The sequence below is a fragment of the Micromonospora sp. SL1-18 genome (assembly GCF_047921505.1).
GTDB lineage: Bacteria > Actinomycetota > Actinomycetes > Mycobacteriales > Micromonosporaceae > Micromonospora.
Genome location: NZ_JBLROA010000003.1, coordinates 46,252 through 60,661, shown reverse-complemented (window position 1 = coordinate 60,661; position 14,410 = coordinate 46,252). Strand labels below are relative to the sequence as shown.

15 protein-coding genes and 1 tRNA gene are annotated in these 14,410 nt (G+C 72.7%); 7 read left to right on the top strand and 9 right to left on the bottom strand.

The window, feature by feature from the left end:
* Positions 1 to 17 precede the first annotated feature (17 nt).
* On the top strand, positions 18 to 584 hold the full coding sequence (locus ACNAW0_RS02035; RefSeq protein ID WP_416285913.1) for a sugar O-acetyltransferase: 567 nt from the start codon (positions 18 to 20) through the stop codon (positions 582 to 584).
* Between the two features lie 12 nt (positions 585 to 596).
* Here the strand turns inward: ACNAW0_RS02035 and ACNAW0_RS02030 are convergent, their stop codons facing one another.
* The 4 genes from ACNAW0_RS02030 to ACNAW0_RS02015 form a co-directional block, all read right to left on the bottom strand.
* Complete coding sequence (locus ACNAW0_RS02030; protein WP_416285912.1) at positions 597 to 1,460, bottom strand: hypothetical protein; 864 nt, start codon at positions 1,458 to 1,460, stop codon at positions 597 to 599.
* On the bottom strand, positions 1,460 to 1,774 hold the full coding sequence (locus ACNAW0_RS02025; protein ID WP_416285911.1) for a PadR family transcriptional regulator: 315 nt from the start codon (positions 1,772 to 1,774) through the stop codon (positions 1,460 to 1,462). Before ACNAW0_RS02025 ends, ACNAW0_RS02030 begins: the two co-directional genes overlap by 1 nt.
* Positions 1,775 to 3,014: 1,240 nt before the next feature.
* Positions 3,015 to 3,089 (bottom strand) — tRNA-Val (locus tag ACNAW0_RS02020).
* Between the two features lie 50 nt (positions 3,090 to 3,139).
* On the bottom strand, positions 3,140 to 3,706 hold the full coding sequence (locus ACNAW0_RS02015; RefSeq protein WP_416285910.1) for a TIGR02611 family protein: 567 nt from the start codon (positions 3,704 to 3,706) through the stop codon (positions 3,140 to 3,142).
* Positions 3,707 to 3,980: 274 nt separating this feature from the next.
* On the opposite strand from ACNAW0_RS02015, the gene ACNAW0_RS02010 reads away from it, so the two are divergent.
* Positions 3,981 to 4,412 carry an SsgA family sporulation/cell division regulator gene (locus tag ACNAW0_RS02010; protein ID WP_007457244.1) on the top strand — a complete coding sequence of 144 codons (432 nt, stop codon included), beginning with the start codon at positions 3,981 to 3,983 and terminating at the stop codon, positions 4,410 to 4,412.
* 73 nt (positions 4,413 to 4,485) lie between these two features.
* On the opposite strand, the gene ACNAW0_RS02005 is transcribed toward ACNAW0_RS02010, so the two are convergent.
* Positions 4,486 to 5,262: an SDR family oxidoreductase gene (locus tag ACNAW0_RS02005; protein WP_416285909.1), complete on the bottom strand. Its 777-nt coding sequence runs from the start codon at positions 5,260 to 5,262 to the stop codon at positions 4,486 to 4,488.
* A 161-nt stretch (positions 5,263 to 5,423) separates the two neighbouring features.
* Here ACNAW0_RS02005 and ACNAW0_RS02000 point away from each other — a divergent pair, with 161 nt between their 5' ends.
* A complete protein-coding gene (locus tag ACNAW0_RS02000) occupies positions 5,424 to 6,335 on the top strand; it encodes a helix-turn-helix domain-containing protein (protein ID WP_416285908.1) in 912 nt (303 codons plus the stop codon).
* Between the two features lie 100 nt (positions 6,336 to 6,435).
* Positions 6,436 to 6,957 carry a potassium channel family protein gene (locus ACNAW0_RS01995; protein WP_416285907.1) on the top strand — a complete coding sequence of 174 codons (522 nt, stop codon included), beginning with the start codon at positions 6,436 to 6,438 and terminating at the stop codon, positions 6,955 to 6,957.
* Here the strand turns inward: ACNAW0_RS01995 and ACNAW0_RS01990 are convergent.
* Positions 6,920 to 7,825, bottom strand: coding sequence for a hypothetical protein (locus tag ACNAW0_RS01990; protein WP_416285906.1), 906 nt, complete (start codon positions 7,823 to 7,825; stop codon positions 6,920 to 6,922). The two genes, ACNAW0_RS01995 and ACNAW0_RS01990, sit on opposite strands and share 38 nt — an antisense overlap.
* A gap of 25 nt (positions 7,826 to 7,850) precedes the next feature.
* Positions 7,851 to 8,372, bottom strand: a complete 522-nt coding sequence (locus tag ACNAW0_RS01985) for a VOC family protein (RefSeq protein WP_416285905.1) — start codon at positions 8,370 to 8,372, stop codon at positions 7,851 to 7,853.
* Between the two features lie 49 nt (positions 8,373 to 8,421).
* Between ACNAW0_RS01985 and ACNAW0_RS01980 the strand changes: the two genes are divergently transcribed.
* From ACNAW0_RS01980 to ACNAW0_RS01970, 3 genes are all read left to right on the top strand, one after another.
* Entirely contained in the window at positions 8,422 to 8,892 is a 471-nt protein-coding gene (locus ACNAW0_RS01980; protein WP_416285904.1) for a MarR family winged helix-turn-helix transcriptional regulator, read from the top strand.
* A 48-nt stretch (positions 8,893 to 8,940) separates the two neighbouring features.
* Complete coding sequence (locus ACNAW0_RS01975; RefSeq protein WP_416285902.1) at positions 8,941 to 10,563, top strand: tetratricopeptide repeat protein; 1,623 nt, start codon at positions 8,941 to 8,943, stop codon at positions 10,561 to 10,563.
* Between the two features lie 133 nt (positions 10,564 to 10,696).
* Positions 10,697 to 12,097 carry an N-acetylmuramoyl-L-alanine amidase gene (locus ACNAW0_RS01970; RefSeq protein WP_416285900.1) on the top strand — a complete coding sequence of 467 codons (1,401 nt, stop codon included), beginning with the start codon at positions 10,697 to 10,699 and terminating at the stop codon, positions 12,095 to 12,097.
* A gap of 70 nt (positions 12,098 to 12,167) precedes the next feature.
* Here the strand turns inward: ACNAW0_RS01970 and ACNAW0_RS01965 are convergent, their stop codons facing one another.
* Positions 12,168 to 13,670, bottom strand: a complete 1,503-nt coding sequence (locus ACNAW0_RS01965) for a sensor histidine kinase (protein WP_416285899.1) — start codon at positions 13,668 to 13,670, stop codon at positions 12,168 to 12,170.
* Positions 13,667 to 14,323, bottom strand: a complete 657-nt coding sequence (locus tag ACNAW0_RS01960) for a response regulator transcription factor (protein ID WP_416285898.1) — start codon at positions 14,321 to 14,323, stop codon at positions 13,667 to 13,669. Before ACNAW0_RS01960 ends, ACNAW0_RS01965 begins: the two co-directional genes overlap by 4 nt.
* Positions 14,324 to 14,410 lie beyond the last annotated feature (87 nt).

Sequence of the window (14,410 nt, the reverse complement as noted above, 5' to 3'; positions counted from 1 at the left end):
GTGCCAGCATCGCCTCCGTGCGCAACGAGCAACGCCTACGAACACGGACGCATGAGTCACGAGCCTTCGCGGAACGCGTACAGCTCGTCATGAACCTGACCTCGCGCCTCAACGTGCTGCCGTTTGACGACCTCGACGCGCGCAGGATGGTGCTGACCGAGATCTTCGGTAAACCGATCCCTGACTCTCTGTCCATCCTGCCCCCGTTCTATTGCGACTATGGGCTCGGAGCATCGTTCGGAGAGCGCGTGTTCATCAATCAGGGATGCTTCTTCCTCGACTATGGGGGCATCACCATCGGTGATCGCGTCCTGATCGGTCCCCGAGCAACTCTGAGCACGGCCGGACACCCCGTCGAGCTCGACGAACGGTACGACTTCATCACGCACGCGCCCATCGTCATCGAGGATGATGTGTGGATCGGCGCCGCAGCCACGATCACCCCTGGAGTGACAATCGGTCACGGCTCGGTCGTCGGAGCGGGCGCCGTTGTCGCGAAGGACGTGCCACCGCTGAGTGTGGTGACGGCAACAAGCGTTGTCGAGCGAAAACGTCTGAAGCCGGCGTCTCCTGCAACCACCTGAGAGTCGAACCGATCACGCGGCCAGTCGGGGCCTGCTCGCGGTGACGCCGACCACGGCGAGCAGGAACACCGTGCACATGGTTAGCACCGGCGGCAGCAGCTTGATCGAGTCCTCGAGCTGACGGTACGCGCCGTCGACCAGGCCCGGATCCCACCAGCTCATGCTCGACAGGTACCACAGCGGCGCATTGTGCCGTGGGGCGCGCTCAGGAGGCAGCGCGGTGAACACATATACGGCGGTGACCGCGTCGAGCAGCAGCAGCGCCCCCATCCCGCTGCTGAGCCAGGCAGCGGCGCGGCGGCCGTGGCGCAGCAGGACGCTCACCGCCCAGCCGAGACCGGTGGCGCCGACCGCCCAGCAGGCCACGGCCGCCAGCGATCCGGCACGGACCTCGCCGAGCACATCACCGACATACGGTACGGCGCTGATGCCCGCGACGCCCAGCGCGAGCGCCGCCGGAACCACGACGGCGGCCGCGACGATCGGCTCGGAGCGTGCCATCCACCGGCCGAACCACCACATCGAGGCCGCGGCGAGCGCCACCGCCAGCGCGCCCCCGTAGGGCGCGGCCTCGTGCGCGCCGGTCACGTCGGCCAGCAGACCCGCCGTGGTCAGAAGGGCCAGCAGCAGCACGCCGAACGCGAACGGCGCGACGACCAGCTTGATCAGGGTGACGCCAGCGGTGCGCGCCTGAGCCACGGTCATCGTCTCCGTTCGTTGGGTGAGCCGGTCGCGCAGCGCGCACCGGGCGGTGTCGGCCAGGTCCCGGGCCGGGGTGTCACTGGCGGCGAGCAGTTCGGCTATCTCGTCGCCGTAACGCTCGCGGATCGCGGCCGGGTACAGCGCCAGCACGGCGCGGATGATCCGGGCGCGCATCAGGCCACCGCCAGCCGGCGCAGCCCGGTCGCGGCGAGGGACCGCATGCGCTGCAGCTCGGTGCCCAGGGCTGCGCGGCCGGCGTCGGTCAGCCGGTAGGGCTTGCGCCGGTCCTGCTCGGGCAGGGCCTCGATGTAGGCGTGCTCCTCGAGGCGCCGGATCGCGCCGTAGAGCGTGCCGGGTCCGGGGCGGGCGCCGGTGAGCTCGCCGATGTCGTCCTGCATGGCGTAGCCGTGTTTTGGCCCCGCGGCGAGGCTGATCAGGATGTGCAGTGCCGGTTCGGAGAACCGGCCGAGGTCGGCGAGCCGGGCCATGGAACCTCCCTTACTACGTCCCGCGTAGCATCGCAGTACGTAGCAACCCCGTCAAGGCTGACTGCTCCCTCCCAGCAGGGCACCGCGGGACCCGTGTCGGCGCCGTCCGGGCAGCACCCAGAGCCAAGGTCGATACAGAAAAGGCGCGTCTCTTGGCCGGCATCAGAGACTCGAGACGACAGTCGATGCCCTTAAGCAGGGGGCAGTGCTGGCTGACCAGTTCGGTGCACTCCGGGAGGTCACATCGGCCCGTCCGCCGCATCACCACGGGTCAGAACGCTCCACCCAGCCTGGCTCCCCTACCGAGCGGCATAGGGCATCGTCGACTTATGCTCAATGCGGCTGGCCGCGACGCTGGCCGCTGTTGGGGCAGAAGCGCGCAGGTGACCTTGGTCATCGAGCTGGGTGATCTGGCGGCGCAGGCCGTTTCCCGACGCCGACCTGCTCCTGCTGCGGGCGGCAACCCGCGCTCGTTGACACCCGCGTCGGCCAGGCGCTGGAGGCGGCGGCGTGGGTACGTGCGCATACCGGGAACATCACCCTGATCGTGAACACTCACTGACACTCCGACCCTGTCGGCGGCAACGCCCTGCCACAGGCGACCGGCGCTGGGATTGCAGGCAGCACCCCGCGGCGCTGGCCGTCGCCCGGCGGGATCCAGGCTGCTGCGCAACGGAGCACCTCGACGCTCCGTACACCGTCGACCAGCCCTCTGGACGGGCAGTGACGTCGCGCTAAGGTGTGGCCGGGCCCGCGCCGATCAGATCGACGCGGGCCCGGTTGTTCTCAACGCTCGGTCAACACTTGGTGGGTCGGAGGGCGAAGTCGGTGGTGACTGTCTTGCCCGCCTTGATGTTCACCTTCTGGGCCTGTGGGGTCCACCCGTCGAGGGCCGCGATCACTAGAGCCGCAAGTGGGAGGCGGTCTCGTCGTTCGCCGGCACAACCTCAACCGTGCTGACCTGCCGGCCGTCTTGCCCTGGGCCTCGATCTGCTGGCTGAACGTGTCCCGTCGCTGGTCAGCGAGCTGGTGTCGCGGCGTCCCGGTCAACGACGTCCAGGCGGTGATGGGTCACGAGAAACCGTCGACCACACTGAACCTCTACACCCACCGGTCCGGCGGACGAGATCAACGCATCCGCGACGCGTTCGCTGACGATCCGCTGACGTCCAACGACAACTAGCGATGCAATCAGCAAGAGGCACCCTCTCGCGAGGGTGCCTCTTCTTCGCTATTTCGATGGTGGGCGATACTGGGATCGAACCAGTGACCTCTTCGGTGTGAACGAAGCGCTCTCCCGCTGAGCTAATCGCCCCCAGCGCCGATGACTCTACCCGATCGAGAACCCAGACCAAAAACCCGGGGTCAGTGCGTCGCGAGGTAGTGGAGCACCCGCGCCACCACGTCGACGCCGAGGCTGTACTTGAGTGACAGCCACAGCACCACGGCCACGAACACCAGCCCGACCGCGCCCAGCAGGAGGCGCGCCGCCAGTGACTGCCGCATCACCCAGCGCGTCCAGGACTGGACGTTGCGTCGGGTGAAGGTGAGCAGTCGGCGGGCCCAGATGAACTCGAGAGCCCAGATGCCGAGCCCACCGATCACAATCAGCCAGCCGGGCCCAGGCAGCGGGATGAGTGCGATACCGACGGTGACCACGACGGCGCCGACGACGGCAACGAAGATCTTGAGGGTGATCCGGCCGGTGGGGTTGGCGCGAATCAGGTCGAGGGTGGTGTGCAACCGGCCCCGCCAGCGGCCCCGGGGCCGGGGGGCGACGGCGACGCCGGAGGTGTCCCGGTGGCCGTCGCCGGCGCCCCGGTCACCCTGATCCACCGGCACTTCGTCCCCCCGCCTTTCGGCTGCTCGGGCCGCTCCTTTCGGCGGGTCGGCCTTGGCCTGCCGCTCCACTGAGGAAACCCTCGTGTCCATTTCCACCCCAGTGTCACCCCGGCCCGTCACCCTCGCTGAGGACTGGACGTTACCGGAGTAGGTCGACGACTGAACCACCCGTTGCCGGGCGGGATCACGGAACTGGGCAAAGCAGGAAATCCTACAAGAATTTTCATATTCTTGGAGGCGTTTCCAACCCCCTTCCCACCACTGGGTGAAGTCAGCGTATGGCGGAGCGTAGCCAGGAGTAGCGGCTGAGTATGGGAAAAGCGGGACACGCGCGTTCCGCAGCGGTGCCGGGGGGAGAACGTCCATGAGTGTCATTCGACCGACGACCGTAGAGGTCGAGACGTCGCTAAGGCTCGTCGCGCCTGACGCCACCGCATTGCCGGTGCGTGCCAGTCTGCGTTACGACCCTGCTGACCCGTATGCGGTCCATGTCCTGTTCCATGCCGAATCCGCCGGTGGTGAGGCGGTGAGCTGGTCGTTCGCGCGCGAACTGCTGGTCACCGGGCTCGACGAGCCGGCCGGCATCGGCGACGTTCGGGTCTGGCCGTGGGCCACGCCGCGCGGCGACTTCGTCGCGCTCGCGCTGTCGTCCCCGGACGGCAACGCCCTCTTCGAGGTCCCGCGGAGCGTCCTCGTGCGCTTCCTGCGCCGGACCTACGTCGTCGTCCCGCGCGGCCGGGAGGCCGAGCACCTGGACGTCGACACGGCGGTGAACCGGCTGCTCGCCGGCCGCTGACGACGTACACCGGGGCCGCGCGGATCTGCCGAGTCCGCGCGACTCCGGCCACCCACCACCGGGTACGCCCGGATCAGCCGTGCGTGGTGATGCCGCCGTCGACCGGGATCACCGCCCCGGTCAGGTACGCCCCAGCGCGGGACGACAGGTAGATCGCGGTACCCGCCATGTCCTCGGGGCGGCCGATCCGGCCCAGCGGCACCTGCCGCTCGATCGCCGCCCGGGACGTCGGGTCGTCCAGGGCGAAGGCCATCATCTTGCTCTCGAACGGCCCGGGCGCGATCGCGTTGACCGTGATCTGCTCGCCGGCGAGCTGGTGGGCGAGGCTCCGGGTGAGCATGTGCACGGCCGCCTTGGTCGCCGAGTACGCGTACACCTCCATCCACGGCACGCGGAGGCCGTCGATGGAGCCGATGTTGATCACGCGGGCCGGGTCGTCGGCGCTGGCCGCCGCGCGCAGCGCCGGCAGTAGCGCCGTGGTGAGCCGGAAGACGGCCTTGACGTTGACCGCCCAGAGCTTGTCGAAGGCGCTCTCGGGGTACGCCTCCAGCGGCGCGCCCCAGGTGGCGCCGGCGTTGTTGACCAGCACGTCGAGCCGGTCGACGCGCTCCCGGACGGCCGCGGCCAGCCCCAGCGCGCCCTCGTCGCGGCTCAGGTCGGCGGGGATCGCCTCGCAGTGGCCCTCGGCGGACAGTTCCTTGGCCACCGTCTCGCAGACGTCGGCCTTGCGCGAGGAGATGATGACCTTCGCGCCGGCGTGCACGAAGCCCCGGGCGATCATCAGCCCGATCCCCCGCGAGCCGCCGGTGACCAGGATCCTCTTTCCTTCGACCGAGAACAGATCCGTCATGCCCATCCCATCGTAAGTCGGCGGGGCCGCGGGCCGGCTCGCCGACTCAAGCGCTACCGATCGGTAACCTAACCGGCCCGCGTCCCCGGCGGCAAGACCCGCTCCTACCTCCCGAAACCGTCGAAGTGCAACAGGCGCCGCGGGCGGTTACCGTCGGGACGATGGTCACTACCGGTCAGCTCTTCCCGGCCACCCGCACCGACCTGCCCACCTTCGGGTACGACACCGACGACATCGCCACCGGCGCGCTTGGTGACCTCGCGCCCGAGCCCGGCTGGCCCCGCCCGGTCCTGCTCGACGCCGACTTCCTGATCCTGGTCACCGGCGGTCACGGCAGCGCCGAGCTGGACTTCCGCGCGCTGTCCTGCCGGCCCGGCACGCTGCTGCGGGCCCACCCCGGCCAGGCGCTGCGCTGCCTCGGCCCGCAGCTCGACGCGACGGTGGTGCGCTGGGGCGCCGGGACGCTGAGCGGCCTCGACGTGGACCCGGACGCGGTGCCGGCGTACCGGCAGCTCGCCGGGGAGGACGAGGACGCGGTGATCAGCGAGGTGACCCAGCTGACCGTGGACGCCGACCGGCACGCCGGGGTGCCCGCCGCCACGGCGCTGCTGCGCCATCAGCTCGCCGTACTGCTGCTGCGGCTGACCCTGCTCCCCATCGTGCCGGAGCGGACGCCGCGGCCGGAGACGGAGACCTTCCAGCGGCTGTGCCGGGAGGTGGAACGCGGCTACCCGCAGTCCCGCCGGGTGGACGACTACGCGACCCAGCTCGGCTGCTCGGTGCGTACCCTGACCCGCGCCTGTCTCGCGGTGACCGGGCGCAGCGCCAAGCAGGTGATCGACGACCGGGTGGCCCTGCAGGCCTGCCGGCTGCTCGCCGCCACCGACGAGCCGGTCGCCCGGATCGGCCGGGGGCTCGGTTTCCCCGAGCCGACCAACTTCGGCCGCTTCTTCACCCGCGAGGTCGGGGTCAGCCCAGGTGCCTTCCGCGCCCGCCGGGAGCAGCCGCTGCCCGTCCGCATGGTGCACCCCCGCCCGCCCGCCGACTCCCCCGCCGGGCCCGGCCCGGCATGATGGCGGCGTCCCGAGCGCGGCAACCATGCGGCCGCCGATCCGGCCGGGAGACTTCGCCGTTCCCGCCGGCCCGGCCGGCGTCGGGACGGAGAATCGCCGCATGGCCGACGGGACGTACCGGCGGGAGCGCCGACTGGCGCTGGTGGCGTGCCTGCTGCTGGTGGCGGCGTACTTCCTCGTGCCGCTGACGTCCGACCCGAACCTGGTCCGGCTCGTCCTGCGCACGATCGGCACCGTGGTCGTGGTGGTGGCCGTCGCCGTCCTGATCACCCGGCAGGTGCGCGAGCAGCTCGCGCCCACCGCGCCCACCGGCGAGGCGGCGACCCGTTCGCTGATCCGCCTCGCGGTCGCGCTGGTCGCCGGGGTGCTCGCCTTCGCCCTCGGCGACTACGTCCTCGCCACCAACCGAGCCGGCGAGTTCGTCGGCCTGCGGACGCGGGTGGACGCGCTCTACTTCGCGCTCAGCACGATCACCACTGTCGGGTACGGCGACGTGCACGCGCAGGGGCAGGTCGCTCGGGTGGTGGTGTCCGGGCAGATGCTGTTCAGCATCGGGGTGATCGCGACCGGCGCGTCCATCGTGGTCAGGCAGCTGGCCCGGCTGTCCCGTCCGGGGCGCTGATCACCACATCTCCGCCGAGCCGGCCGTGCTCGGGCTCCCGGGTGACCGCGCCCGCGGCGAGCAGTGAGGCCAGCGCCCGGTTCGCGTCGGCGGCCCGGTACACCGTCGAGGTGACCGCGAAGCGGCGCAGCTCGGTCACCGTACGGGGGCCGGAGCGGGCGAGTTCGGTGAGCAGTTCGCGGCGCAGCGGGCCGGGCTCCGGGTCGAGGGTGATGTCCGCCAGGCGGCTGGCCGGGTCGGCCGGGTCGCGGTAGCGCACCCCGGCGTACTCGTCGACCGCCCAGAGTGCGTCCTTGAGCGCCTCCAGCGCCCGGTCGGAGCCGGTGGCGTAGCCGAGCAGCCGGGCCGGCGCGTCGGCGGCGGGGACCAGCTCCACCTCGGTGACCAGCGGGAACCCGGCTGCGTCCAGCGCCGGCCGCAGCGACCGGCCGGGCGCGGTGACCAGCAGCAGCTCGGCCGGTCGGCCGGAGGCGGCCGCGGCCAGCAGGGCCGGGTCGGGGTCGCCGCCGTCGACCACCGTCAGCAGCGGGGCGCCCGCCGCGCCGGCGGCCTTGAGCAGCACCGGCAGCCGGTCGGGGCGGCCGGGCACCACGTGCACGACGACGTCCGCCGGTAGGGCCGCCTCGGCCGCGCCGAGCCGGGCCGGCAGCTCCGCACCGCCGGCGGCGAGCACCAGCACGGTCAGCCGCCGCCCGCGCAGCCGGTCGGCGAACTCGGCCACCACCCGCAGCGCGGCCTCCGCGCCCGCGGTGTCGCTCCCGGCGTACGCGAGGGCGAGGGTGGCCCGCCGGGAGCGCTGCAGCGCTGCCGGCAGCCAGTGGTCGAGCTGCCGGACGAGCAGCTCGCGCAGGACGGTGTCGGTCGACATCCTGCCGTTCTACCGCACCGGTGTCTCAGGCCGGAACGGAGATCCCCACCCCGCCGCGGGTCTGGCCGCCGTAGCGCTGCCGCTCCCGGTCGAGGTCGAGCCGGCCGATCCGCTTGCGTGCGGCGAGGGCGTCGGCGTCGAGCAGGTCGGCCGGGACGATCCAGCAGATCTCGAACTCCAGCCCGTCCGGGTCGCGTCCGTAGAGGCTCTTGGTGGTGCCGTGGTCGGAGGCGCCGGCCAGGGCGCCGGCGGCGGCCAGCCGCTCGGCGGTGGCGGCCAGCTCGTCCAGGGTGTCCAGCTCCCAGGCGAGGTGGTAGAGGCCGACGGTGGCCCGGCCGGCCGGCGACGGGCCGGCGGCGGCGCCGATCTCGAACAGGCCGAGGTCGTGGTCGTTGGTGGAGTCGGGTGCCTGGAGGAAGGCGGCGCCGCGGAAGCCGTCCGGCGTCATCTGGATCGGGCGGAAGCCGAGCACGTCGCGGTAGAAGGCGACGCTGCGCTCGAGGTCACGGACGTACAGTACGGCGTGGTTGAGGCGGTGGATTCCCATGACCCGACGGTAGCGCGATTTAGTTGAGCGCTCAACAACCTGCCCTATGATGGACGCCATGACGAGGTGGCTGAACCCCGACGAGCAGCGGACCTGGCGCGCGTTCCTCACCGCCTCCCGGGCGCTGATGGACACCCTCGACCGCGAGCTGCAGCGCGACGCCGGGATGCCGCACGCGTACTACGAGATCCTGGTCCGGCTCTCCGAGGCCCCGGACCGGCGGCTACGGATGAGCGAGCTCGCCGACGCCACCGGCTCCTCCCGTAGCCGGCTCTCGCACGCCGTCTCAAGGCTGGAGGCGGCCGGCTGGACCCGCCGGGACGAGTGCCCCACCGACCGGCGCGGGCAGATCGCCGTCCTCACCGACGCCGGCCACGCCGCCCTGGCCGCCGCCGCCCCCGGCCACGTCGAGGGGGTACGCCGCCACCTGTTCGACACGTTGAGTCCCGCGGAGGTGGACCAGCTCCGACGGATCAGCGAAGCCCTGGCCGACCACCTGACCGGATCCCGACCAAACTGATCCACTGCGGGGGTTGTACTTACCGTTGCCGGACGAGCACGATGGGGCGTGACCTCCGGCTTCGGTGAACTGACTGTCCAGGCGCACCACCTGGTGGCCGAGGGTGACCTCGCCGGTGCCCAGCGGCTGCTCGCCGACGCGCTGACCGACGCCGATCCACGTCCCGCGAACGCCACCCCCGAGCTGGCCGAGGCCGCCGGGCTCCAGGCCCGAGTGCTGGTCGCGCTCGGCGAGCCGCACACCGCGCGCGGCTGGGCCGCCTTCGCGTACGCGGCGGCCACCCGGCTGTACGGCCGCTCCGACGAACGCACCGTCACCGCCGCCGCCACGCTGGCCGCGGTGCTGCACCGGGTCGGCAGCGACGCCCGGGCCGCCCGGCTCTACTCCGACGTCATCATCGAGCTGACCGCGCGTGACGGCCCGGAGGCGCAGCGGGTGCTGGCCGCGCACGCCGACCTGGCCACCGTGGAGTACGCCCGCGGCCACTGCGACGTCGCCCGGGACCGGCTGCAGGACACCTGGGAACTGCACCGCGAGGTATACGGCGACGGCCACCCGAGCGGCATCAAGATGCTGGCCAAGCTCGGCGCGATGGAACGCGACTGCGGCCGGCACGCGGAATCCCACGAGCACCTGACGCTGGCCGAGGAGCTGTGCGAGCTGCACCTGCCCGCCGATGACCCGCTCGCCGCGCAGGTCACGGGGCTGGTCCGGGCCGGCGCCGATCCGGACCACGTCTGCGCGGCCCCGGCGCCGCCGACCCGGGAGGCGCCGGTCGTGCCCGCCGCCCGGGTCCCCCCGGCCGCCGAGTGCCCGCCCGAGCCGGCCCTCCCCGAACCGCCGCTCCACCACCCGCCCGAGCCGACCCTCCCCGAACCGCCGCTCCACCACCCGCCCGAGCCGAGCTTCCCCGAACCACCGCTCTACCACCCGCCGGGCCGGACCGAGGGCGGGCGCCCGAGCGTGCCCACGCCGCGCATGCCGCCCGAGGCCGCCGACCCGTTCGACGACTACCCGTGGCCTTCCGACGAGCCGGCCGAGGAGCCCTGGCGTCCCGGGGAGAGCGCACTGCCGCCCACCGTGGTCGGGTTGACCGAGAGCGAGCCGGAGGGCGTACGCCGGGTGGAGCCGGCCGCGGACCCCGGGGTCCCGCCGCGCTATCTGCCGGTGCACGTGCCCCGGCCGCCGGCCCCCGAGAGGCGGACCTCCCCGTGGCTGCCGCTGGTGGTGGCCGGGGTGATCGTGGTGCTGTCGCTCGGCACCATCGCGGTGATTGCCGGGGTGTCCCGGGTGGGCCGCCCCCATGACGCCCCCGGCCCCGCGCCCGGCACTACCGGTACGCCGGCCGGCGGCACCCCCTCCGGCACCGGTACACCGAATGCCGCGCCCGCCGTCTCCCCCGGCGCTCCGCCCGGGCAGGTCCGGCTGACCGATCGGCGGGACAGCATCGTGCTGAGTTGGACGTACCCGGCCGGCGCGGAAGGGCCGGTGGTGGTAGCCGGCGGCCGCTCGGGGCAGGAGCAGCACACCTTCCTCCAGTTGCCGGCCGGCACCGACAGCTACACCGCCTACGGGCTCGGCCGCAGCACCGACTACTGCTTCACGGTCGCGGTGGTCTGGTCCACCGACACGGTGGCCCGGGCGGCTCCGGTCTGCACCCGCCGGAGCTGACCGGCACCATCGCCGCGCCCGGGGATGAAGATTGTCGCCATGGGGCATTACTCCCCTGCAAAATCTATACATCGACAACCATCACGGTATACCGTACGGCCCACCCCTCCCGGTCATCGGAAAAGGAGCTACGGTGCGCCTTCGGTTCCCCCTGCGCCGACCCAACCGCCTGGTCGGCGCCATGCTGATCGTGACCCTCTCGCTGTCCGCCCAGTCCGCGCTCGGCGCCGGGCCCGCCCTCGCCGCGCCGGCCGGCACGGCGACCGGCCCGCTGGGCGCCGCCTTCAACACCGCCGCGGCACGGTACGACGTGCCACGTGACCTGCTCGTCGCGCTCGGCTACGCCGAGACCCGGCTGGACGGGCACGGCGGCGCGCCGAGCGCGTCCGGCGGCTACGGCCTGATGCACCTCACCAGCAACCCCACCGTGCACACCCTCGACGAGGCGGCCACACTGACCGGACTCGACCGCAGGGCACTGCGCACCGACACGTCCGCCAACATCACCGGCGCCGCCGCCGTGCTGCGGTCGTACGCCGACCGGGCCGGCCTGACCAAGGCCGACCGCAAAGACGTCAACCGGTGGTACGGCTCGGTCGTCCGATACGGCGGCGCGACCAACCCCTCGGTCGCCCGGCTCTACGCGGACACCGTCTACGACCTGCTCGCCGCCGGATTCACCGCCGCCCGGGGCGGCACGGTGACGGTCGCCGGCCGGCCGGTCACGCCGCAGCGGGGCGACCTGGCCCGGGTGGCCGCCCTGGGCACGGGCGGTGTCGGCACCATGAGCACCGACTACGGGCCCGCCGCCTGGGCACCCGCCTACTCCGGCAACTACACGGTGGCCAACCGCCCCACCGACTACCCGATCAACTACGTGGTCATCCACGTCACCCAGGGCTCCTACGCCGGTTCGATCAGCTGGTTCCAGAACCCGTCGGCCAAGGTGAGCGCCCACTACACGTTCCGCTCCTCCGACGGGGCGGTCACCCAGTCCGTTCGGGAGAAGGACATCGCCTGGCACGCCGGCAACTGGACGTACAACACCCAGTCCATCGGGATCGAGCACGAGGGTTACGTCAACGAGCCGAGCTGGTACACCGACGCCATGTACCGGGCATCCGCGGCGCTGACCCGCAACATCGCGAACAAATACGGCATCCCGAAGGACCGGACCCACATCATCGGTCACATCGAGGTGCCGGGGGCGACGCACACCGATCCCGGCCCGTACTGGAACTGGACGTACTACATGCAGCTGGTCAACGGCGTGACCGGCATCGGCAGCGGCACGGTCAACACCGGTGGCGGGACCCTCAACGTCCGCTCCGGCCCCGGGACCAACTACGCCGTCGTCGGCTCCGTCGCCCACGGCGCGACCGTCAGCATCTACTGCCAGGCCATCGGCACCAGCGTGACCGGCACGTACGGCACCAGCAACATCTGGAACCGGATCGGCACCAACCAGTACGTCTCCGACGCGTACGTGCTGACCGGATACAGCGGCTTCATCCCGAACGTGCCGCGCTGCTGACCCGCCCGCCGTGCCCGTCGTCTCGACAGCCCGCCGAGACGACGGGCACGGACCTGCGGCTCGGCACCTGCTAGTCGGCCTCCGGGTCGTCCAGCGCCGGCAGCCGCACCGTCACCCGCAGCCCGGGCCTGGTCACCGTCGCTTCCCGGGGCACGGCGTCGGACAGCTCGACGCCGCCGCCCGCGCGCCGGACCAGCTCCCGCACGATCGCCAGCCCCAGCCCGGTGCCGCCGTCGTCGCGGGCCCGGGCGTCGTCGAGCCGGGTGAACCGGGCGAAGACGCGCTCCCGGTCGGCCGCCGGGATGCCGGGCCCGTCGTCCGTCACGGTCACCAGGTGGTACGCGCCGGCGGCCGGGGCCGCCCCGCGCTGCCCGGGCACCGGCGGGTCGGGGTGCGGGCCGGTGACCGCCAGCAGCACCTCGCCGTGGGCGTGCCGCAGCGCGTTCTCCACCAGGTTGGCGAGCACCCGGCGCAGCTCCCCCGGGTCGCCCTCGGTCCAGAGTGGCCCGGGTGGCGGGGCGAGGCGTACCGGTGGGGACGGGTAGCGGCCGGCGACGGCGCGCAGCAGCTCGCCCAGCTCGACCGGGCCCACCGCCCGGGACGGGGGCCCGTCCGGCCGGGCCGCCTGCTCGTCGAGACGGGCCAGCAGCAGCAGGTCGTCGACGAGCCGGGCCAACCGCTCGGTGTCCGCGAGCAGATTGTCCGCCACCGCCGGCCAGTCCGTCGCGTCGCCCAGCCGCCGGGCCACCTCCAGCTCCGTACGCATGTTGGTCAGCGGGCTGCGCAGCTCGTGCGCGGCGTCGGCGACGAACGCCCGTTGCCGGGTCCGGGACGCCTCCAGCCGGTCGAGCATGTCGTTGAGGGTGACCGCCAGCCGCTGGATCTCGTCCCGCGCGGCCGGTACGGGCAGCCGCCCGGGACCGGCCCGCCCGGTGATCTCGGCGGCGCCGCTGCGCAGTGCCTCCACCGGGCGCAGCGTTGCGCCGACCACGCGCCAGGCGACCACGGCCAGCCCGGCCACGAGCAGCGGGAACCCCACCAGCAGCAGGGTCCGGACCACGTGCAGGCTGTGCCGGACATCGGTCATCGACTTGGCGACCAGCACGGTGAGCGGGTCGGCCGGGGTGCCCGCCGGCACGGTCACCACGCGTACCGGGCCGGTGAGGCCGACTCGCCGGCCATCCTCCACGAGGCGCTGGCGCTGCCCGGCGCGGAGCTGGTCGGGGCCGAGCATGGGCACGAGCCGGTCGCCGTCGATGGAGGCGGCCCGGACCCGGCCATGGGCGTCGACCACCTGGACCCGGAGCTGGCCGCCGGCCACCGGGAGCGGGTCGGGCAGGGCGTTCTCGGCGGCGAGCAGCGCGACCGCGTCGGCGGTCCGGAACGCCTCGGCGTCGACCGTGCGCTGCAGCGTCCAGCCGAGCGCGCCGAGCAGCAGCGTCCCGCCGAGCGCCAGCCCGACGCTCAGCCCGGCCACCCCGATCACCAGCAGCCGGGCGCGCAGGCCGAGTGTTAACAGGGGGCCCTTCCTATACCGGAGGCGATAAGAAGGGGCCCCTCCTTTCACGCTCATGCAGCGAGCCGGTAGCCGGCGCCGCGGACCGTCTCCAGCCGGTCGCGGCCGATCTTGCGCCGCAGATAGCCGACGTAGACCTCGACGGCGTTGGGGGCGGTGTCCAGGCTGGCGTCCCAGACGTGGTCCAGCAGTTCGGTCTTGGAGACCACCTCGCCGGGCCGGCGCATCAGGTAGTCGAGGAGGGCGTACTCGCGGGTGGTCAGGGCCACCTCGACGTCGGCCCGGGTCACCCGCCGTCGCGCCGGGTCCAGCCGCAGGTCGCCGACCGTGAGCACGGTGGGGCGCTCCGGCGCGCCCCGGCGCAGCAGCGCCCGTAGCCGGGCCAGCAGCACCACGTACGAGAAGGGCTTGGTGAGGTAGTCGTCCGCCCCGCAGTCCAGCCCGTCGGCCTGGTCGTACTCGCCGTCCTTGGCCGAGAGCATGAGCACCGGCAGCCAGTGCTCCTCGGCCCGCAGCCGGCGCACCACCTCGTAGCCGGACAGGCCGGGCAGCATCACGTCGAGGATCATCGCGTCGTAGCCACCGTGCCGGGCGGCGTCCAGGCCGGCCGGCCCGGTGGACTCGACGTCCACCGCGAAGCCCTCGGCCTGCAGGCCCCGCTGCAACGCGAACGCGAGCCGCGACTCGTCCTCCACCACCAGCAACCGCACCCGTCCAAGGGTGCCACCGGGTGACACTCCTTAGGGATTCTCCTCAGCACCCTCACAGCGACCGACGTGCACCATTACGGTCAGGAG

Bases quoted from the DNA above. Each gene is read 5' to 3' on its own strand.
- ACNAW0_RS02030 (WP_416285912.1), bottom strand. From the start codon at position 1,460: ATGCGCGCCCGGATCATCCGCGCCGTGCTGGCGCTGTACCCGGCCGCG.
- ACNAW0_RS02025 (WP_416285911.1), bottom strand. From the start codon at position 1,774: ATGGCCCGGCTCGCCGACCTCGGCCGGTTCTCCGAACCGGCACTGCAC.
- ACNAW0_RS02015 (WP_416285910.1), bottom strand. From the start codon at position 3,706: ATGGACACGAGGGTTTCCTCAGTGGAGCGGCAGGCCAAGGCCGACCCG.
- ACNAW0_RS02010 (WP_007457244.1), top strand. From the start codon at position 3,981: ATGAGTGTCATTCGACCGACGACCGTAGAGGTCGAGACGTCGCTAAGG.
- ACNAW0_RS02005 (WP_416285909.1), bottom strand. From the start codon at position 5,262: ATGACGGATCTGTTCTCGGTCGAAGGAAAGAGGATCCTGGTCACCGGC.
- ACNAW0_RS02000 (WP_416285908.1), top strand. From the start codon at position 5,424: ATGGTCACTACCGGTCAGCTCTTCCCGGCCACCCGCACCGACCTGCCC.
- ACNAW0_RS01995 (WP_416285907.1), top strand. From the start codon at position 6,436: ATGGCCGACGGGACGTACCGGCGGGAGCGCCGACTGGCGCTGGTGGCG.
- ACNAW0_RS01990 (WP_416285906.1), bottom strand. From the start codon at position 7,825: ATGTCGACCGACACCGTCCTGCGCGAGCTGCTCGTCCGGCAGCTCGAC.
- ACNAW0_RS01985 (WP_416285905.1), bottom strand. From the start codon at position 8,372: ATGGGAATCCACCGCCTCAACCACGCCGTACTGTACGTCCGTGACCTC.
- ACNAW0_RS01980 (WP_416285904.1), top strand. From the start codon at position 8,422: ATGGACGCCATGACGAGGTGGCTGAACCCCGACGAGCAGCGGACCTGG.
- ACNAW0_RS01965 (WP_416285899.1), bottom strand. From the start codon at position 13,670: ATGAGCGTGAAAGGAGGGGCCCCTTCTTATCGCCTCCGGTATAGGAAG.